Consider the following 21,953-nt stretch of genomic DNA (forward strand, 5'->3'; position numbering starts at 1 on the left):
AATTATAAAAAATTTGAGGGTTAAATGAAAGTTATTATACCAGCAGCCGGAGAAGGCTCTAGATTAAGACCGCATACTATTACAAAACCCAAACCAATACTTCCTATAGCGGGCTCTACAATTATTGATTTTATAATGACTGAAATATCTTCTATACAAGATTTAGAAGAAGTAATATTTATAGTAGGTTATTTAAAAGATCAAATGATTGAATATTTAAGTAATAAATATACAAATATAAAACTAACATTTGTAGAGCAAAAAGAGTATAAAGGTTTGGCTCATGCTATATCACTTACAAAAGAACATATAAAAGATGATGACAAAATATTTATTATTTTAGGAGACACCATATTCAAATTAAATCTGTCAAATATAGTAAGCAAAAATGAAAATTCTCTTGGAGTATGTGAAGTTGATAATCCAAGCAGATTCGGAGTAGCAGTATTGAATGAGCAAGGTGTTATAACAAAATTAGTTGAAAAACCACAAGAGCCTATAAGTAATTTAGCTCTTACAGGTATGTACAATATAGTTAATACCAAAGAGTTATTTGAAGCTATAGACTACATTATAAAAAATGATATAAAAACTAAAAATGAATATCAGCTTACAGATGCTTTGGAATATATGATAGAAAACTCAATTATATTTAAAACATTTAAATTAGATGGCTGGTATGACTGCGGTGAAAAATCTACTATGATAGAAACAAATAAATCTATCATTAAGCATGAGATATTAAGCAAAGGTATAAAAGACACCGCTATAATACCCCCTGTATTCATAGATAAAGATGTAAAAATAGAAAATTCTGTAATAGGCCCTTATGTACATATTGGAAAGAATTCAAAAATAGAAAACTCCATCTTAAAAAACAGCATTATATTTGAAGAAGTTAATATATCTAATGCATTTATGGACAATTCTATAATCTCTGAAAAAGTTACATATAAAGGAAAAACTCATTCAATGGATATAGGTGCCTCTATCACAATAGAACAAAATTAATAATATTTGCAATATTAAAAAAAGGAAGCTTCATTATAAATATGACAGCTTCCTTTTATTTTATAATATAGCTTTTATAATGTAGCATTCATAAAAGCCATTACAATAAACTGCAAAAAACTCACAAATAAAAATATTCCTGTATCCATTATTAAAAGAGAATATGGATAATTAGTAAGAAGTATTGAAAATCTCACTTTATCTGCTATTATCAAAGATGAATATGTTAAAAATCCTATAATTAATTTTAAATGCTCTTTCAAAGGCACAAAATGAGAAAATACCATAAAAAATAATGCTATGAGTAAACTTTGAATAAAAGAAAAAAACTCAAAATAATATATCATCTTTATTCTATTATTCCAATTACGAACACCAGGCAATATCTCTCTTCTATAATAGAATTTTTTAACCGATTGAAATTCTAGTACGAATCTTGTAGCTAAAAATCTAACTACATAACAAGCTAAAACAAATTCCAAATATTTTACTATTATATTTTCCATAATCAAAAATTATATAAATACCATTCATCACAATTCTTACAAAAATCTAATTTCTTGCAAACATTATCAATAAAATAATTTTCAAGTGTCTTCCATATATTATCTATATTCTCTTCATATATAGAAGCTATTTTCTTTTCTTTGTTTATATCAAATCTGCAAATATAAACATCTCCGTAACTATCTATAAATAAATCTCTAGACAAATGCCAGCAGCCTATATTAATAATAGGAGCCATATCCCCTACTCTATTGTCATCTATCATGCCTCTGTAGTTGTAGTATTTCTGCATTATGATATCTACTTTGTATTTATCGAAATATTTATAATATGAAGCTAAATAATCAAAATTATCTTTCTGCTTAGTTATCTGTAAATAAGTATTCTTAGGCTCTCTAAGCAAATAATAATCTATATTAGACATAATAGTTTTCAAATCGCCATTATCATATATCTTGTTATAAACATCTTCTTCTACAGTATCTAAATGTATTATAACATGAAGATTATTTCTCTCTGATTGCATAGATAATAATTTCTTGGCATTATCGCTGTCAAGAAGCAATGCATTAGTTTCTAAATATACATTAACATTTTTATTTCTTGTAGAATATTCTAATATATCAAAAACATCTTTATTCAAAAGAGGTTCATAATAACTTCCTATAGACATATGGAAATCGCCGCAAAAATTATAAAGTTTATCATAAATAGTTTTAAACTCATCTAAAGTGATATTCTTTTCTTCTTTTGAAAGCTCATTTTTTATAGTTTCATTTTTCAATAAATATTTATTCAATACATTTTGTCTATTATTAATATCTATTTCTACAAATGAAGGCAATGTTCTTCTGATGCTTGGATTTTCTTCTATTGCTTTCACCATTTCATTATAATCTTTATAATTGATGAGTTTTTTTATTAAAATAGCATTTCTCTTACTATCAGCAAATAGAGAAAGTCTATAATATCTCATATCATGTTCAGATATAAGTATTTCTATTTCAAAAAAATTAGGATCAACAAACACAATATTGTTTATAGCATTTTCAGATACTTTAATATCTTTAGTTTTTATAATATTAAATAATTTTTCAAAAGCGGTTCTTCTTATTATAAAAGGTACTATGCCGGAAGGATAATTTTCACCATAACTAAAATATGATATATTTTCTTCATGTATCTTAGTTAATTTAATCGTTTCATCTTCATTAAATAAAGGCATATTTCCCGGTATATAAATTATATTGTCATAATTTTCGCTTTCTTTATATATGTTATTCAAATAATTTTCTATTTTTTCAAGATCATTATTTTCTATATATTTAACATCGCAATTTAATTTCTCTTTTAAAATATTAATCTTATCATTAAAGATACTATCAAATTCTTCAGAAAACTCATTGGAAAAAGTTTTATCAGCTAATATTAAAAAACTCATCTTTTACCTCTTATAAAAATTAATTAAATATAATCCATAATATTATCAGGACTTCTTGATATCAAACCGCATACTTTGCATATATACAAACTCTTTTCTGCATCATCGTCATAATCAAGAACATCTATATCCTGCAAATTATTAATATCATTATTTACTATCTTGGATAAATTAGAAGACCCGCAATAGGAACATCTGTAAATTAAATCTTCTGATATATCATCTATATATATTCTTTCATATCGTTTATCTTTTGATGAAAATCTTATTCTGTTATTTATATATCTATGAGGAAAAATTTCTATAAACTCATCTAAAGTTATTTTTTTTAAAGAATTAGATTTTATATTATCTATTTCATTTTTCCCTATCATTAAAGCACTAAACTGATTCATAGAAATATTATGTAAATTAATTAAATCATTAAATACTTCATTAGTAAGTTCATAATTATCTAAAGTTATATATTCAGGATAATCGCTTACAATGAGTTTTAATTCTTCTCTATTTTCTTTAAAATATCCGAATTCACAAAATAAATATTTATCATCTTTATGATAGGCAAATAATCCAATCAAAGAATCATAAGTTTCATAAGAATCATTTCCGCTATAAGAATAATCTGCATATAAAACATTATCAAAACTTTTTATATATCTAATAACAGGATCATCATCATATAATTTATGAATAATCTTTTCTTCACCTAATATATTTTCTATATCTTTCATAAAAATAACTCATAAAGTATTAATCAGAATATGAAGCAAGCATATCTTCTTGTTCTTTTTTAAATAAAGCATCAGTTATCTCTGTAATTTCACCGTCCATAAATCTATCTAATTTATAAAGAGTAACATTTATTCTATGGTCTGTAACTCTGTTTTGAGGAAAATTATAAGTTCTTATTCTCTCGCTTCTATCTCCTGAACCAATCTGCTCTCTTCTTTCTTTAGCTTCCTTTGCCTTTCTCTCAGCTTCTTCTTTCTCATATATTCTAGCACGAAGAACTTTCAATGCTTTTGCCTTATTCTTATGCTGACTTTTTTCATCTTGACACTGCACAACTAATCCAGTAGGTAAATGCGTGATTCTAACTGCACTGTCAGTGGTATTAACAGACTGTCCTCCCGGTCCGCTTGAACGGAATATGTCCACTCTTATGTCTTCATCTTTTATAACAACATCGCTTTCCATAGCTTCAGGCATAACAGCAACAGTAGAAGCAGATGTATGTATTCTTCCGCCTGACTCTGTAGCAGGTATTCTCTGTACGCGATGAGTTCCGCTTTCAAATTTCAATGTTCTGTAAGCATCTTTTCCGGATACTGAAAATATAACCTCTTTATATCCTCCAAGCTCCGTAGGGCTAGTATCTATTATTTCCATTTTTAAATTAGTTCTTTCTATAAAACGAGTGTACATTCTAAATAAATCGCCTACAAATAAAGCAGATTCATCTCCTCCTGTACCTACTCTAATCTCAACTATAATATTCTTTCCGTCATTTTTATCTTTAGGAAGTAAAAGAAGTCTAAGACCATTTATTATATCTTCTTTTTTTTGATTAAGTTCCTCTATCTCTAATAATGCCATATCTTTAAGCTCTTTATCAGTATCAGGATTATTAATCATCTCATTGGATTCATCTATTTCTTTTAATACTACTTTTAATTTTTTATATTCTTCTACAATATCTTCTATCTCTGATTTTTTTTTCATCAAATCCTGTATAACTCTATTATCCTTTATGTTGGCATCATTAAGTTTCTGCACTATATCTTCATAAGTTTTTTCTACCAATGACAGTTTATCAATTATTGACATAAAATAAATTCCACTCCAAAAAATAAGTATAATTATATACAAATAATGATATTTATCAACTATTATAAAATTTTCTTAATTATTCAAATTATTTACTTACACTATTAAAATTAGCTTTAAAATCTATATTAATATGTGTATAATTAGAATTAATAGTAGAACCTATTATTATACTGTTAGGATAACTCCAAGTCCTTAAAGGTATATTGAAATATCTTAATATATCTTGAGATTTCGCAAGCTGTATAGTAAATATATAATCAGGATTGATATTTTTTGATATCTGAGATTTTATATATGTATCTAAAGATTCTCCGTCATAAACACTGTCTATAATAGTTTCTATGGCCTTTTCATTCTCGCTTACAAAATATACTTTATCTACAAAAGTATAATAGAACATATTTCCATTATTTAAATCATAAGAATATATATAACTATTATTATAATTTCTTTCTTTTTTAATGAGATTAGGATATTTTTCTAATAATGCAACTTCCAATTTAGGAAGCAAAGCAGTATCATTTTCTATATTAAAAATCATTAGAGGATATATCAATTCAGATCTTTTTGATTCTATATATGCAACAGCCATCTCACCATACAAATCATTTATAATACTTCCAAATGAATAAACATCATTCATCTTTGTAAATAAATTGTATAATTCAGAATATAATTTATTATTATGATCCATTTTCAAATCATTATACATTATAGGATAAAGCCCTGCCAAATATGATTTCAAAGCAAAATACATAACAGTTCTTTCTTTAGGTAAATAATTCTGTATATCTATCGACCCATCTAAACCATAAAGAGAATATCTTTCAGAACCGCCGTATTCATAATCAACAAAAATATCCATTAATCCATTATCATTATTTATTTTAGCATTTCCATATATTGAATATGCATTATCAAAAAATTGTAACGGAGTAAATAGTAAAGAGCCTTCACATTTATTATAATCGAAAAGCTGTTTATTAACATAGAAAGAAATATCTGATTCATATTTGTTTTCAACATTATTAAGTAATTTGACTTCGCTAATGCCGTCAGTATCAGAGTTTAAAAAATCAATTAATTTTTTTATATGATTATAATTTTTAGTAACTATTAAAAGCCCTTTATAAAAATTAAAGAATAAATAAGGACTTCCATTATCTAAAGCATATATTCTGCTTCCATTATAATTAATCTTTTTTACTTCATAAGTAATATTATCTATAGTTAAATTTTCAGAATTAAAAAAAGATTTAAATATGAAAGAATTCAATCTTCCTATATCAAATAAATAAAAAATTTCCGAATTATCTAAACTGCCATTATAACCCCAAAAAAGTAAAGCAGCATTTCTTCTTAATATTGGTTTAGAAGCCATTTTAACCAAGAAATTATCATTTGTTCTTAATCTGTCAGCAAATGCATCTGCCTTTCTAAGCAAAATAGAAAAATCATACATAGATTCATCATGTGATATTCTATAAGCATATATAGAGTCAGAAAATTTAAGCACACTTTTATCTAAACTTTTGACACTTACATAAGCGATATTATCTTTTGGCATTTTTACTTCAGACATATTTTTTTTATGAAGCCCATAAGGAAAATACCCAAATATAATAAATAAAGAAATTATTACAATTAATATAATAGATAATATAAAAAATAACTTAATCTGTCTTTGTCTTTTAATACTTACCATAAAAAATTATTTCCTTATTTATATTATCTATATTGTTTTTATCTTCGTCAAAATTTAAAAATGGTTTAATAAAAAAACCGATTCAAGTTCATCACTTGAATCGGTCTTTATTATATAGCTTAATAAATAATTATTGTTTATTATTTATTAATAGATTCAACTATAGCGTCTACTAAAGCGTCCATTTCACCAACGTTAGCAGCTTTCATAGAAGAAGAAACTGAAACTTGAGCATCTAAGATTTCACATTGTTTCAAGTTGTTTTCAATGAATTCTTGCATTAAAGCACCAGATTTAGGAGCCCAAGAACCGTTTTCTATGATAGCAAACTTACGTTTTTGAACGTTAAGAGCTCTCATATCATCTAAATAACTATGCATTGGAGGATAAATATTAAGGTTGTAAGTAACAGAAGCTAATACAACATGGCTTAATTTGAAAGTATCAGCGATCAAGTAAGAAACGTGAGTGCTAGATACGTCGTGCATAGCTATATTAGTAACACCTTTTTCAGCTAATTTAGCAGCTAAAACTCCAACCATATTTTCAGTATTACCATACATAGAAGCATATACGATTAATACACCTTTTTCTTCAGGCTCATAAGTGCTCCATTTGTTGTATTTATCAAGGATATAACCTAGATTGTTTCTCCAAATAGGTCCATGTAAAGGACAGAACATTTTAATTTTGTCAATAATTCCGCCAGCTTTTTTGAGCAAGTTTTGTACGTGAGGGCCATATTTACCAACAATGTTAGTATAATATCTTCTAGCCTCATCTAACCAATCTCTGTCAAAATTAACTTCGTCATTGAATAATCTTCCGTCTAAAGCGATGAAAGAACCGAAAGCATCAGCAGAGAATAATACTCCATTAGTAGTATCAAAAGTAACCATAGCTTCTGGCCAGTGTACCATTTGAGCAGCTACGAAAGCAACTTCGTGTTTACCGAATTTTTTGCTGTCACCTTCTTTTACTTGTTCTCTTTTCTCTTCAGGAATAGTGAAACCAAACTGATCCATAAACATGAAAGCTTTTTCAGTAGCTATAACTTTAGTTTCAGGGTGTCTGATTAAAACTTCATCTATAGAAGCAGCGTGGTCTGGTTCCATGTGGTTAATAACCATATAGTCAAGTTTTTTACCGTTTAAAACATATTCTAAGTTGTCTAAGAATTGTCTGCAAACAGCCCAGTCAACTGTATCAAAAAGAACTGTTTTTTCATCTAAAAGAACATAAGAGTTATAAGAAACACCTTTAGTTAAAGGGTGTACATTTTCAAATAGAGCCAAGCGATGTTCATTCGCTCCAACCCAATATAAATCTTCAGTAACTTTTCTAACGCAATGCATTATTTTTCCTCCTCAAAAAATTATTAATAATTAAGTTTATATTTTAAGCCTTAATGAAGTTAGCTTTTTCTTCACTACATTCAGGACATACCCATTCCTCTGGAAGAGCTGTAAAGTCTGTACCTGGAGCTATTTCAGATTCTGGATCACCAATGAATGGATTATACTCATAACCACAACCGCTACATACATAGATTTTAGGTAATTCGATTGTTTTCTTAGGAGTAATCTTTTTCATTTTCTTATATGGTACTTCTGCAGGTTTCTTAGCACCAGTATCAAGAGCTTTAGCCAACAATGGAAGAATTTCTTTAACATCTCCAACTATACCATAGTCAGCATTTTTGAAGATTTTAGCAGAACCTTTGATGTTGATAGCTACGATGATAGAAGCATTTTTGATACCTTTTAAGTGTTGGTTAGCACCTGAAATACCGCAAGCTATGTATAAGTTACCATTGAATTTTTGACCTGACATACCAACATATCTGATGATAGGTAAGTATTTCAATTCTTCAGCAACAGGACGAGAACAACCTATAGCAGCACCAGCAGCTTTAGCTAAGTCCTCAACAAGTTTCATATTTTCTTTACCACCAATACCTTTACCAGCAGAAACAACTCTTTCAGCATTAACAATAGGAGTATTAATATCAATACCTACAGAGAAGTCAATTCCATCTTTCTTAAGAGCAGCTACTAAAGCATCAACTTTATCTTGAGCTGAACCTTCTTTGAAGATGATATTTCTTCTTTCACCAGTAATAGGACCTTTTTTAGCCATAGGACCAGCAGCAGCAACAGGAGCTTTAGGCATTTTACCAAGTATAGCAGCAGAAATAACAACTTTTTGTATTTCACTTGTACCTTCATAAATAGTACAAATTTTAGCATCACGATAAGCTCTTTCTACTATATAAGCACCTTTAATATATCCATTACCACCATGGATTTGAAGAGCTTGGTTAACAACTTCCAAACCTATTTCAGAAGCATATAATTTAGCCATAGCAGATTCAGTACCATAAGGTTCATGTCTGTCTTTCATAGCAGCAGCACTGTAGATAAGAAGTCTAGCAGCACGTAATTTAGTAGCCATATCAGCAAGTTTGAAAGCGATAGCTTGTTGCTGAGCGATAGGACGTCCAAACTGTATTCTTTCTTTAGAATAAGCTACAGCAGCTTCATAAGCACCTTGAGCGATACCTAATGCTTGAGCAGCAATACCAATACGTCCGCCGTCAAGAGTTTGCATAGCAATTTTGAATCCTTGTCCTTCTTTACCAAGCAAGTTTTCTTTAGGAACTTTAACGTTATCGAAAAGTAACTGAGCTGTAGCAGAAGCACGAATACCTAATTTGTCATATTTTTCACCGAATTCAAAACCTTCCCAGCCTTTTTCAACGATGAAAGCACTAATACCTTTAGTTCCGATACCAGGAGTAGTAACAGCAAATACTACATAACTTTCAGCTTCTATAGAGTTAGTTATGAATATTTTTTCACCATTTAATATATAGTGATCACCTTTTAATTCAGCAGTAGTTTCTGTACCGCCTGCATCAGATCCAGCTTCTGGTTCAGTTAAACCGAAAGCACCTAATTTTTTACCTTCAGCAAGAGGAACTAAATATTTTTTCTTTTGTTCTTCAGTACCGAAAGCATAGATAGGATAACTACCTAAAGAACAATGAGCTGATAAAATTACGCCCATACTTCCATCTACTCTTGAAAGTTCTTCTACAGCTATAGCATAAGCAATATTATCAAATCCTGCTCCACCGTATTTTGTTTCGAAAGGCAAACCCATAATGTCTAATCCGCCTTTACCTAATTGTTTTACAGCTTCTGTTGGGAATTTACCTGTCTGATCGTGCTCATGAGCTATTGGAGTTACAACTTCTTCAGCCCATGCTCTAATTTTGGCACGAAGTTCTTCATGCTTTTCTGTTGTTTTAAACATTTGCTTCTCCTTTAACAATATTATTTTATTTATTTAATAGTATATAAAAGTTATTGATATTGTCTCTATTATTTATTACTTTTTCTCCAAATTTTAGCTTTTTCTGCTTCTTTTATTAAGCCATCTCTCAAATCAGGATGTGCTATAGAGATTAAAGCCTCAGCTCTTTGCCAAGTAGTTAAACCTTTTAAGTTTACTTTACCATACTCTGTTACTACATAATGTGTATTAGCTCTAGTATCTGTAATTACTGTACCATTAGCAAAACTTGGAACTATTCTTGATTTTAATTGTCCATCTTTTCCTGTTACAGTTGAAGATAAACATATAAAGCTCTTACCGCCTTTAGATAAATAAGCGCCTAATACAAAGTCTAATTGTCCGCCTGCACCGCTTATATGTTTGAATCCTGTTGATTCAGCACTTACTTGTCCGAATAAATCTATTTCTACTGCGTTGTTTATTGACATAAAGTTATCTATAGAAGAAATTACTCTTACATCATTAGTATAATCTACAGGAGCTGATAAACATTCAGGGTTATTATGTATATAATCATACAATTTTTTAGTACCAGCACCGAATGCATAAGTTTGTCTGCCTCTGTCTATATTCTTTTTAGAACCTGTAATTTTTCCTGCTAAAGATATATCAACGAAAGCATCAACATACATTTCTGTATGAACACCTAAATCTTTCAAATCAGATTCAGCTATTAATGAACCCACAGCATTAGGCATACCTCCTATACCTAATTGTAAACAAGCACCGTTAGGTATTTCTTCTACTATAAGTTTAGCTACTGTTTTATCTACTTCTGTAGCACCGCCTCCTGGCATTTCTTTTATAGGAGTATTGCTTCCTTCTACTATCATATCTACCTGATTGATATGTACAGCCTCTCCGCCTATATTAGCAGCACCTAAACATCTTGGCATATTTTTATTTACTTCTACTATTACGCATTTTGATCTCTCTATTAAAGCCTGCATATGTGAAGCGTTAGGACCGAAATTGAAATAGCCATTTTCATCCATTTCTGATACTTGGAACATAGCTACATCTATTCCTCTTGGTAACTCTCTATAATATCTAGGCATTTCTGAATAACGAATAGGATCATAGAAACAAAAACCTTTATCAACTGCTTTTCTTTCTAAACCTGACATATGCCATGAATTCCAAGTAATATGTTTTTCAGGATTCTCTATCTTAAAAATTTCAGGCTCCCACATTAATATACCGCCTCTAAAATTAAGATCTGTCAATTCAGGCAATCTTTTTGCTAAAGCTTTATCCAAATCTATTACTGTAGCAGTAACCCAACCATAGTCAATCCAATCGCCAGATTTTATAACTTTAACTGCTTCATCAGCAGTTGTTAATTTTTGTTTATATAAGGCTTTGAAATCCATGAAATACCTCCAATTAATTTTTTAATAGTTATTTTAATAAACTCTAGTATAGTAAAATTCAATTCAATTGTCAATTGAATTTTCATTTACAGGCATTTTTTTAATTTTATTTTTAAAAAAATTTATTTTATTCAATTTTTATTTAGAAACTAATATTAATAAATATTTATTATTGTGAATAAAATTCATATTAAACCTAAAAATATACAATATAAAAATATTTTCTATAAAAATAATGTTATTTACACAAAATTACATAGTTTTATCCTATTTGCAGCTGAATTTTTATTGATATACATACAATAAACTTAACTTTTTAACATATTTTTCTACAACTTATTAAAATTATAAAAAACACAAACAATTAAAACAACATAATTATACCAGGTATCGGTATAACCATACATGCATTATATATCCTAAAATATAAAAGCTAATAAATAATTAAATCTATTATATATAATTACAGTCTTTTTTATATATATTAATACTATATATGAATAAAATACAATTTTAATAATTTCATAATAAAAAATCATTAAAATTAACGCTTAAACCCATAATATAAATAATTCATATTATATACATAATAAACCACATTTATTATAACGAATAAACAACTATATTAATACAATTATACTATATATTGAGAATTATATTGACTTTATAGGAAATAGGTATAATATTATATTATGAATACTATTTTAGGGGGCAATCTGTGAATATAAAAAGAATATTATTTATTTTTACATTGCTTATAATAATTTCCTGTAATAGAAAAAATTCTGCAATAGATCCAACTAGAGATATAATAATTAATATGGGAAGCGAACCTGTTACTATAGATCCGACACTAAACTCTATAGGGGTAGTAGGTACTTATCTATTACATGCATTTGAAGGACTTACAAAGATAGATAAAAATAACAATATTGCGCCTGGTATAGCCGAAAAATGGGATATTTCCGATGACGGACTAATATACACTTTTTATTTGAGAACAAATGCAAAATGGTCTGATGGCAAACCTGTAAAAGCATCTGATTTTGAGTATGGTTGGAAAAGAGCTTTAGATAGAAATTTAGATTCTCCATATTCATATATGCTTGAAATAATTAAAAATGCAAAAAATATAAATCTAGGAAATATGGATATTACAAATTTGGGAGTAGAGGCTATTGATGATAATACATTAAAAGTAGTACTTGAAACCCCATCTTTGTATTTTTTAGATTTTCTAGCATCTTCAGGAGTATTTTTGCCTTTAAGAAAGGATGTAATAGAAAAATATGGAGATAAATGGACATTAAAACCAAAAACTTATGTATGTAATGGACAATATATACTTAAAGAGAGAATTAAAGATGAGAAAATAGTATTTGAGGAAAATCCTTTCTACTATGATAAAAATGAAATAATAGCAAAAAGACTTACTTTTATACCAAGTGCTGATGTTTTTGATATGGTAGAAAAAATTAAGAAAAACGAATTACATTTTTCATCATTAGAACCTTCTCCTGGTGAGATAGAATATCTTATGAAAGATGGATATATTAAGTTAAATGAGGCTATAGGAACAATTTATTTAGAATTAAATATAACAAATGATGCGTTAAATGATAAAAGAGTAAGACAGGCTTTATCATTAGCTATAGACAGAAAATACCTAGTAGAACATGTAGTTAAAGGAGCTCAAACACCAGCAGGAGCATTTGTACCGCCAGCTGTAAAAGGATCAAGATTTTATTTTAGAGAAGAGTCATCAAATTTTATAAATATTGATAAACATAATGAAAATATAATAAAAGCCAAAGAATTAATGACTGAAGCAGGATACCCCAATGGGGATAATTATCCTATTTTAGAGCTTAAAGTATCTCCTGGTTTATTTTATGAAGTAGGAAAAGCTATACAAAAAATGTGGAAAGATAATCTCAATATTGATATTGATTTAATAGAGGAAGAATTTCCAGCTACACTAATGGCTCTTACAAAAAAGAAATATCAAATTGCAAGAATGGGTTGGACTGGTGATTATTATGATCCTATGACTATGCTTGATGTGATGGTTAGTTATGGAGGAGTTAATCATTCGGGTTTTTCTAATGCAAAATATGATAAACTTATAACAGAAGCTAAGACAATATACACAAACAATTATTTAAGAATGGAAAATATGAAGCAAGCTGAAGCTATATTATTAGATGAAATGCCTATTATACCTTTATACTATAAAGCTGATTCTTTTATAGTATCACCTTATTTAAAAGATATTGTTTTAAATCCATTAGGAAGGCATAGATTTAATTATTGTTATATAGATTTAAATCAATAAAAAATATAATACTATTTTCAATAAATTATATAAAAATTTGTGCTTTTTATAATTTTATACTAAAATATAGAATATTTATAAAAGGACAAAAGCGATGAAAAAATTTTTAATCTTAATAGTTATATTATCACTTTTCATATTTTCATGTTCATCTAGCAAAACTAAAGATGATTCCATAGTTGTATCTTTAGGAGGAGAAGTTGCTACTATAGATCCTCATCTTAATACTGCAAGTGCAGGTACTGTTTATATAAGACATTTTTTTGAAGGTCTTATGAAAAAGGATAAAGATGGAAAAATAGTCGGCGGAATGGCTGAAAACTATAAAATGAGTGAAGATGGAATTACTTATACCTTCTATTTGAGAACTAATGCTAAATGGTCTGACGGAGTACCTGTTACTGCTGATGATTTTGTATATAGCTATAAAAGATTTGTTGATCCTAAAACTGCTGCTCCTTATGCTTCGCTTATGGCTCCTGTAAAAAATGCATTAAAAATATCTAGCGGCGATGTGAATGTTGAAGAATTAGGAATAAAAAAGATCGATGATTACACTATAGAAATAACATTAGAAAATCCTACTGCATATTTTTTAGAGCTTGCTGATATGTTTGTACCTGTTAGAAAAGACATCATAGAAAAATATGGTGATGATTGGGTATCAACTCCTGAAAGTTATATAGGTAATGGGTCTTATAAAATGACTGAAAGAGTTAGAGATGATAAAATAGTTATGGAAATTAATACTAACTATTATGATAAAGATTCAATAGTTGCTAAGAAAATTACAATATCAATGATATCAGATAAAAACACTGCATTAGCTGCTTTGAGAAACGGACAAATACATTTTTCTAATTTAGTACCTACTCAGGAAGTTGATAATCTTCAGAAAGAAGGTTTAATAGTTATGAATCAGGCTTATGGTACTGTATTCTTTGAAATGAACCTTACAAACGAAGCATTGAAAGATTCTAGAGTTCGCAGGGCATTAGCTCTTGCTATTGACAGAAACTATATAGTAGATTCAATAAACAAATCTGGTCAGAAACCTGCAGGTGCATTCGTTCCTCCTCTAATAAGTGATTATGAAGGCGAGTTCAGAGAAAAAGGCGGAGATTATATTAGCGTACAAAGCAATGATTATCAGAAAAATATAGAAGAGGCTAAAAAATTGATGGCTGAGGCTGGATATCCTAATGGTGAGAATTATCCTGTTTTAGAGGTTTTAGTGGCAAATGACGGTAATGTTGTTATGGTTGAAGCTATACAGCAAATGTGGAAGAATATTGGTGTTGATGCTGTTATAGTACCTAGAGAATGGGCTGTTATACTTCAGAGTTTCAGAGATTTAAGCTATCAGATGGTTTTAAGCGGTTGGACTGGTGATTATAATGATCCTATGACTATGCTTGAATTATATTTAAGCTATGCTCCAAGCAATCCTGGCTACAATAATCCTGAATATGATAAACTTATAGAAAGCTCTAAACATATAGTTAATCCTCAGGAAAGAATGAAAGTTCTTCATGAAGCTGAAAAAATACTTATGTATGATATGCCTATAATACCTATACATTACAGAGCAAATGCTTTAATGGTTTCAAAACAGCTTAAAGATTATAAACTTGATCCTTTGGCTAAATACAGATTCCATTATTCATATTTAGAAAAATAATTCAAAAAAATAAATTTATATAAAAAAGGAAGTCGGTTCTGCTGATTTCCTTTTTTTGTTAAAATCAATTACATACCCCGCCCATTAGATTTAAGATCAACTTTGAATTATAAGATTTATTATATATAAGGCTAAATTAAGAAAAAGCATGACCCACCCTAGCTGTAATTAGGTTTGTTATACTGCTTACCGCACGTTTAGCAAAATTTATAATATAATAAAAATTGTATTTATAACTTGATTTAAAGTTTTAGATTCTCTCAGCGTGCGTTGAATAGACAAAAAATCCACCCTCCGCTTTGGGTGGGTACTTAATATCTGAATTAAACAATAAAAAATAGAAAAACTAATATTAAAAATGAAGCAGTAAATATAAAGGGCGGGGAATGAAAATAAATCTATTTTTTTAAATTTCTATAGTGAGAAATAAGCATATCATAAGGATAAAGTCTAAAAGAATCATTATAAACATTCTCAAGTAAATTCTTTATTAAATTAAGTTTTTCTTGAAAAGTTTTGTTTTTATCTCTTATTTTAGCAAACTCAGCAAAAAATGACTTTCTTACTATTTTCATAAAGATACTTATTCTTATCATCTCATCAAAAATATATCCATTTGGCACTTTTAACTTTTTTATGATAATAAAGAAAATTGATAGGAAATAAAGTACAGAAGCTATTCTGATAAAATAGATAATTGTAAAATCCGCCCCTACTTTATCAATATAGAATCCAAATAAATTATAATACTCACCTCTTGAGTTTAAAGCCTGAATTATGAATATAGCTAGGAAATAAGGTATTAAATACAATAGCTTTTTTATAGTCATAAAAACAGATTTAGTAAATATTATATGAAGTATAAAAAAAGCTATTGCAATATATATCAAATAATTAACTTTTATAAAAAATATGGTTATTAATAAGAATAAAGCTGAAATAATATATAGTATGTAAAGCATTATTTGTTTACGCGTTCAACATAGCTGTCATCTCTAGTATCAACTTTAATTTTATCACCTATATTTATGAATAAAGGCACATTAACTTCTATACCTGTTTCAAGTTTTGCAGGCTTTAAAGTAGTACCAGTAGTATCCCCTTTAAATCCAGGTTCTGTATAAGTAACCTCTAATATTACATGAATAGGGAAACGTACTGCTGTAACTTCATCATTAATATATTGTAAATCAACTTCACAGCTGTCTAATAAATAATATTTGCTGTCTCCTAATATATCAGCACTTACATGAACTTGTTCATAATTGTCTAATATCATAAATACATAACTGTCGCCTTCTTCATAAAGATACTGAGCTTTTTTATATGATAAATCAGCTTCTTCAACGCTTTCAGTAGAAGAAAAAGTTTTTTCTATCATATTTCCTTTAAGCATATTTTTTAATTTTGTCTTAACATTTGCCTTTCTTTGCTGTGCTCTGTGAAAATGTGCATCTACTACTAAATAAGTTTCTCCGTCTAAAATTATAGCATCGCCTTTTCTTAAATCATTTACTGGTAACATTAAAAACCCCTATATAAAATTTATTAATTTTTAGTTTGTGAATTATATTTTATTAAAGATAAAATTTCAATATTGATAATCATTAATCATCAATACCTAATTTTTCATTAACATATTTTTTATCAAGCTCAAATACTTGCTTTTCTTTATCATCTGTAGGCATATCATACATAGCATCAAGCATAACACGCTCAAATAATGCTCTTAAACCTCTAGCACCTGTATGCTCTTCCATAGTCTTTTTAACTATAGATTTTAATGCCTCATCATCTATTTTTAATTCTATATTGTCATAAGAAAATAATTTCTGATACTGTTTAGTTAAAGCATTTTTAGGCTCTTTTAATATTTTTAATAGCTCTTCTTCCTTAAGCTCTTCTAAAGTAGCTATAACAGGAAGCCTTCCTATAAGCTCCGGTATAAGACCATATTTAACTAAATCCTCAGTAGCAATATTTTTCATTATCTCATCATAATTGAGATTATCCATAGAATTAACTTCAGCAGCAAATCCTAAACCTTTTTTAGAAGTTCTTTCAGCTATAGACTTTTCTATATCAATGAAAGCACCTCCGCATATAAAAAGTATATTAGAAGTATCTATATGCAAATTATCCTGATGAGGATGCTTTCTTCCGCCATGAGGAGGAACAGTAGCAACAGTGCCTTCAACTATTTTTAATAATGCCTGCTGAACTCCTTCACCTGATACATCTCTTGTTATAGAACGCGATTCGCTTTTACGAGAAATTTTATCTATCTCATCAATATATATTATGCCTTTCTCAGCTAATTTTATATCTCCGTCAGCATTCTGTATAAGTCTTAATAGTATATTCTCAACATCATCGCCTACATAACCGGCCTCTGTTACAGTAGTGGCATCAGCAATAGCAAAAGGTACATTCAAAGCCTTAGCTAAAGTTCTTGCTAATAATGTTTTACCGCTTCCTGTAGGTCCTATCAAAAGTACATTAGACTTCTCTATTTCTACATCATTTTTATCTTCAGTATTCTGCGTTATTCTCTTATAATGATTATAAACAGCTACTGACAATACTTTTTTAGCATAATCCTGCCCTACAACATATTCATCAAGTAATGCTTTAATCTGTTTAGGAGGAACTATTTTTATATCATAATCTTTTTCTTTAGATTTTTTCTTTTGCATATTCATGTTAAAATAGTCATTCGCTATGGAAGAACAATCTGAACATAAATATCCTTCATTGCCTTCAATGTATCGGCTTAATTCTTTTAATTCTCTTCCGCAAAGAGAACAAACTTCTTTCTTATCATTATTCTTTTTAGACATATCTCTCCAAATCAACCATATTGTTTTTTATAAAAATAACAATAATTAAAATTTAATTAGCATATTCTATATTATAATAAAACTATTGCAATAAAAAATTACAATAAAAAAATTAAAAATAAAAGCTAATAAACTTAATAAAAAGATTATTAGCTTTATATATTTTCAATTTGAAAAAATTATTCTCTGCTTGAAAAAACTTTATCTATGATGCCGTATTCTTTAGCTTCATCAGCACTCATAAAATAATCTCTGTCCATATCAGCTTCAAGTTTTTTGATATCCTGACCTGTATGATTAGCCATGATATTATTAAGAATACTTTTTAAACGAATAGTTTCTTTTAATTGTATTTCCATATCAGTAACCATACCTCTAGAACCACCTGAAGGTTGGTGAATCATTATTCTTGAATTAGCAGTAGCAAATCTTTTACCTTTAGCACCGCCTGCAAGAAGTAAAGCACCTGCTGAAGCAGCTTGTCCAACGCATAAAGTAGCAACATCAGGCTTAACATACTGCATAGTATCATACATACCTAAAGCAGCTGTAACAACTCCTCCGGGACTATTAATGTATAAAGAAATATCTTTTTCAGGATCAGCTGATTCCAAAAATAAAAGCTGTGCTATAACTACATTAGCAACATCATCATTAATCTCGCCGCCCAAAAATATAATTCTATCTTTTAAAAGTCTGGAATATATATCGTAGGAACGTTCTCCTCTGCTTGTTTGCTCTATTACATAAGGTATAGTCATATAATTCTTCTCCATTCTATATATTACCTCTCTAATTACCTATTATCACAATTAATTATTAATATCCGCCCCAAACATCGCTTTCTTCAGGTTTAAATTCGCCTGCATCTTTTTCTGAAACATTTACATGCTCTTTAACATAATCCATTATAGCTTCAGAAGTTGCTCTAGTATGAGCATCACGCATTATATAATTAATTATATTCTGCTGTTCTTCTTTAGGAAGTTTAGCAAGTCCCATATAGCTTTGATACTGATACATTCTGTTAGCATATTCTTTTGCTTTCTCTTCATTTACTGTTATAGAATCTTTATAAGTTTCTGAAAGTTTAGCCATAATCATATCAAAAGTGATTTGCTTTCTTACATTTTCCTCATATTCTTTTTTGATATCTTCATCAGTTTTAGCAACAGAAATTAAGAAATCAGTTTTACTCATTCCTCTGCTGGACATAGATCTTTCAAATTCATTTAAAGAGATTTCTAATTGCTCTTCAAAATAACCTTTAGGAAGAGTAATATTAACTAACTCTATTAATTTATTAAACAATGTATCATTAATAAGTTCGCTGTTAGCTCTGTCTTCTGCTCTTTTTATTAAATGTTCTTTTAATGATTCTTTTACTTTTTGTCTGTCTTCTTCTTTAGAATCATCTTTCATATCTGGTTTTTCTACTTTTACTATATTCATTATTAAAGTAGCTTCTCTGCCGTCAACAAAAGTTTTAAGAAGTTTTTTATCATCTTTTTTTACACCTACAGCATTTTTAGCAAATATGCTTTCATTTTCATCATCGCTGGCAACTACAGTAAGTTCTTTATCATATTTTTTATTTGCATCATCATCAAATTCTATTTTTACAAAAACTCTGTCACCAAGTTCAGATTTTAATTCGCTTTCTTCAAAATGAGAAAATCTTTGAAGAGAAAGTTTATAAGCTTCTTCTACAACATTATCATCAACTGTATATTTATTTTTTTCTACGTTTATAGAAGCCAAATCAGGCAAGTTAAATTCAGGTATAGGATAATATTCATAATCAAGATGAAGTCCGTCATCTTTTTTGTCTAAATTAAGAAGTTTAGGAGTACCTAAAGCCTTAACATTTTTCTCATCATGATAAGTATTCCAAGCCTCTTCTATTAAAACTTCATTAGTAGCACCTTCTAAAGCTTCTCTGTATCTTGAAAGTATAATATTATTAGGAGCATGACCTACTCTAAAACCTTTAACATTAACTCTAGGCTTATAATATTCTATTTGTTTTTCTAATTCTTTATCATAAGCGTCTTTAGAAATAGTGATTTTCAATGTAACTAAATCTTTTTCATCTGTTGAAGTTTCAAAATTTAAATCTTTAATATCCATTTTAGCAATACCTTTAAAATTAAAAATAAAAAAAATAACCCCAATAGAAAAGAAGTTATCTATTGGGGTTTATTAATGAGCGGGAAACGGGACTCGAACCCGCGACAGTCTGCATGGCAAGCAGAAACTCTACCAACTGAGTTATTCCCGCATAGACATTGAAAGCAATATAACATTAAATAAAAAAAATGTCAATAGTACACTAACAAAAATATATTTAATAGCATCAAAATTTCATATATTTTTTTAAAAATTTACCTACTCCGTCCTCATCATTTGTTAAACATATATAATCAGCCTTTTTCTTTAATGCTTCTTCTGCATTTTCCATAGCAACGCCTACTCCGGCATACTCTATCATTTCAATATCATTATAATTGTCGCCGAAAGCTATTACTTCATCTCTTTTTATACCTTTTTGACTGCATATCCATTCTAAAGCACTGCCTTTATTAATACCAGAGGCTAATACTTCTAGAAAATTAGTATGAGAAAAACATGTATGAACATTAAAACTATTTCTTATATCATTTTGAAGCCTTTCAAGTTCTTCTCTATCGCCTATAAATACCATTTTATTGAATTCAAAATCTTCAATATTTTCTAAACCTATAGCAACATCATTTACTTTTTCTTTTTCAATGTATCTTTTTAAATAAAAATCAATATCTGAAGCTATATGTATATTCTGTTTATAAACATGTAAATAGACATTATATTTATCATAAATATTTATAATAGATTTTGATGTATTGGCGTCTATAACTTTATCGTATATAAAATTTCCTTCATTATCTACTATAGCAGCACCATTAAATATTATAGAATAATTATCATTAGAGAGAATATTTTTATAATGCTTTACACTGTTTAAAGCTCTTCCTGTAGCTAATATTATTTCTACACCGTTTTTCATTAGAAATTGAAAAACATCTTTATTATAATCGCTTATAGCACTATTACTATTAAAAAATGTGCCGTCTAAATCTGTGGCTATTAATTTTATATTATCAATCATATAAATATATTATCATAAAAATTATCAAAAACAAGTATTTTATAATAATAAATCATTTTCTGTTTCTTTATAATTTGATTTTATAGGTTCAAAAGAATATCTATGCATATCGCTAGGGCCGTACATTTCTATATATTTCATATGCTCTTTAGTACCGTAACCTTTATTTTTTGCAACTTTATACTTCTGATAAGAATCAGGAAGCTCATTCATCATTCTATCTCTATATACTTTTGCAACTATACTTGCACATCCTATACTATATGATTTAGAATCGCCTTTAGTTATAGAACATTGTTTTATATCTGTATCCAATTTTACTGCATCTATTAATAATATATCAGGCTTAATATTCAAACCATTAATAGCATTAACCATAGCAAGTTTTACAGCATTATAAATATTTATCTCATCTATAGTTTTTGAATCAACAGAGTAAATACTATAGCATAAAGCCTTATCTATAATTTTATCATAAAGTTCTTCTCTTTTTTTGGCAGATATTTTTTTTGAATCATCTACGCCTTCAACTATATTTTCATTTATTAATTCTGTTTCATTATAAAGTTCTAAAGGCATTATAACAGCAGCAACTGTAACAGGACCAAATAAACAGCCCCTACCTACTTCATCAATGCCGCATATATATTTATAACCTAATGATAAATATTCTCTCTCATAAACAAATTTATCAGCTTTATTATCTAAAAACATATCCATAT

Annotated in this window: 18 protein-coding genes and 1 tRNA gene; 3 read left to right on the forward strand and 16 right to left on the reverse strand. The window is 28.3% G+C overall.

From position 1 onward, the window contains the following. Positions 1 to 24: 24 nt before the first annotated feature. Positions 25 to 1,011: a sugar phosphate nucleotidyltransferase gene (locus tag BINT_RS12030; RefSeq protein WP_014488858.1), complete on the forward strand. Its 987-nt coding sequence runs from the start codon at positions 25 to 27 to the stop codon at positions 1,009 to 1,011. A 74-nt stretch (positions 1,012 to 1,085) separates the two neighbouring features. Here the strand turns inward: BINT_RS12030 and BINT_RS12035 are convergent, their stop codons facing one another. The 8 genes from BINT_RS12035 to BINT_RS12070 all read right to left on the reverse strand — a co-directional run bounded on the left by BINT_RS12035 (position 1,086) and on the right by BINT_RS12070 (position 11,227). Next, positions 1,086 to 1,517, reverse strand: coding sequence for a hypothetical protein (locus BINT_RS12035; protein WP_014488859.1), 432 nt, complete (start codon positions 1,515 to 1,517; stop codon positions 1,086 to 1,088). A 2-nt stretch (positions 1,518 to 1,519) separates the two neighbouring features. After that, positions 1,520 to 2,959: a spiro-SPASM protein gene (locus BINT_RS12040; RefSeq protein WP_014488860.1), complete on the reverse strand. Its 1,440-nt coding sequence runs from the start codon at positions 2,957 to 2,959 to the stop codon at positions 1,520 to 1,522. A 23-nt stretch (positions 2,960 to 2,982) separates the two neighbouring features. Continuing rightward, entirely contained in the window at positions 2,983 to 3,690 is a 708-nt protein-coding gene (locus BINT_RS12045; RefSeq protein WP_014488861.1) for a hypothetical protein, read from the reverse strand. A 19-nt stretch (positions 3,691 to 3,709) separates the two neighbouring features. After that, the gene (gene prfA, locus BINT_RS12050; protein ID WP_041177460.1) at positions 3,710 to 4,786 is read right to left on the reverse strand and encodes a peptide chain release factor 1; all 1,077 of its coding nucleotides are present in this window, start codon (positions 4,784 to 4,786) and stop codon (positions 3,710 to 3,712) included. Between the two features lie 88 nt (positions 4,787 to 4,874). Further along, positions 4,875 to 6,494: a hypothetical protein gene (locus tag BINT_RS12055; RefSeq protein WP_014488863.1), complete on the reverse strand. Its 1,620-nt coding sequence runs from the start codon at positions 6,492 to 6,494 to the stop codon at positions 4,875 to 4,877. Between the two features lie 140 nt (positions 6,495 to 6,634). Then, the gene (locus tag BINT_RS12060; protein ID WP_014488864.1) at positions 6,635 to 7,849 is read right to left on the reverse strand and encodes an FprA family A-type flavoprotein; all 1,215 of its coding nucleotides are present in this window, start codon (positions 7,847 to 7,849) and stop codon (positions 6,635 to 6,637) included. 43 nt (positions 7,850 to 7,892) lie between these two features. Next, a complete protein-coding gene (locus tag BINT_RS15380; protein ID WP_014488865.1) occupies positions 7,893 to 9,812 on the reverse strand; it encodes an acyl-CoA dehydrogenase family protein in 1,920 nt (639 codons plus the stop codon). A 68-nt stretch (positions 9,813 to 9,880) separates the two neighbouring features. Continuing rightward, positions 9,881 to 11,227, reverse strand: a complete 1,347-nt coding sequence (locus BINT_RS12070) for a butyryl-CoA:acetate CoA-transferase (RefSeq protein WP_014488866.1) — start codon at positions 11,225 to 11,227, stop codon at positions 9,881 to 9,883. A gap of 718 nt (positions 11,228 to 11,945) precedes the next feature. Between BINT_RS12070 and BINT_RS12075 the strand changes: the two genes are divergently transcribed. Next, on the forward strand, positions 11,946 to 13,562 hold the full coding sequence (locus tag BINT_RS12075; RefSeq protein WP_014488867.1) for a peptide ABC transporter substrate-binding protein: 1,617 nt from the start codon (positions 11,946 to 11,948) through the stop codon (positions 13,560 to 13,562). 94 nt (positions 13,563 to 13,656) lie between these two features. Next, a complete protein-coding gene (locus tag BINT_RS12080; RefSeq protein ID WP_014488868.1) occupies positions 13,657 to 15,243 on the forward strand; it encodes a peptide ABC transporter substrate-binding protein in 1,587 nt (528 codons plus the stop codon). A 398-nt stretch (positions 15,244 to 15,641) separates the two neighbouring features. Here the strand turns inward: BINT_RS12080 and BINT_RS12085 are convergent, their stop codons facing one another. From BINT_RS12085 to BINT_RS12120, 8 genes are all read right to left on the reverse strand, one after another. After that, the gene (locus BINT_RS12085) at positions 15,642 to 16,205 is read right to left on the reverse strand and encodes a hypothetical protein (RefSeq protein WP_014488869.1); all 564 of its coding nucleotides are present in this window, start codon (positions 16,203 to 16,205) and stop codon (positions 15,642 to 15,644) included. Next, positions 16,205 to 16,768, reverse strand: coding sequence for an elongation factor P (gene efp, locus BINT_RS12090; protein WP_014488870.1), 564 nt, complete (start codon positions 16,766 to 16,768; stop codon positions 16,205 to 16,207). Before efp ends, BINT_RS12085 begins: the two co-directional genes overlap by 1 nt. A gap of 82 nt (positions 16,769 to 16,850) precedes the next feature. Next, entirely contained in the window at positions 16,851 to 18,083 is a 1,233-nt protein-coding gene (gene clpX, locus BINT_RS12095; protein WP_014488871.1) for an ATP-dependent Clp protease ATP-binding subunit ClpX, read from the reverse strand. A gap of 179 nt (positions 18,084 to 18,262) precedes the next feature. Then, entirely contained in the window at positions 18,263 to 18,844 is a 582-nt protein-coding gene (gene clpP, locus BINT_RS12100; protein WP_008729298.1) for an ATP-dependent Clp endopeptidase proteolytic subunit ClpP, read from the reverse strand. Between the two features lie 58 nt (positions 18,845 to 18,902). Beyond that, entirely contained in the window at positions 18,903 to 20,213 is a 1,311-nt protein-coding gene (locus BINT_RS12105) for a trigger factor (RefSeq protein WP_014488872.1), read from the reverse strand. 78 nt (positions 20,214 to 20,291) lie between these two features. Then, positions 20,292 to 20,364: transfer RNA gene (locus tag BINT_RS12110), tRNA-Gly, on the reverse strand. A gap of 75 nt (positions 20,365 to 20,439) precedes the next feature. After that, a complete protein-coding gene (locus BINT_RS12115) occupies positions 20,440 to 21,231 on the reverse strand; it encodes a Cof-type HAD-IIB family hydrolase (RefSeq protein WP_014488873.1) in 792 nt (263 codons plus the stop codon). Positions 21,232 to 21,270: 39 nt separating this feature from the next. Then, entirely contained in the window at positions 21,271 to 21,951 is a 681-nt protein-coding gene (locus BINT_RS12120) for a ribonuclease HII (RefSeq protein WP_014488874.1), read from the reverse strand. Between the last annotated feature and the right edge of the window lie 2 nt (positions 21,952 to 21,953).

Origin of the sequence: Brachyspira intermedia PWS/A (assembly GCF_000223215.1) — a bacterium.
Lineage (GTDB): Bacteria > Spirochaetota > Brachyspiria > Brachyspirales > Brachyspiraceae > Brachyspira > Brachyspira intermedia.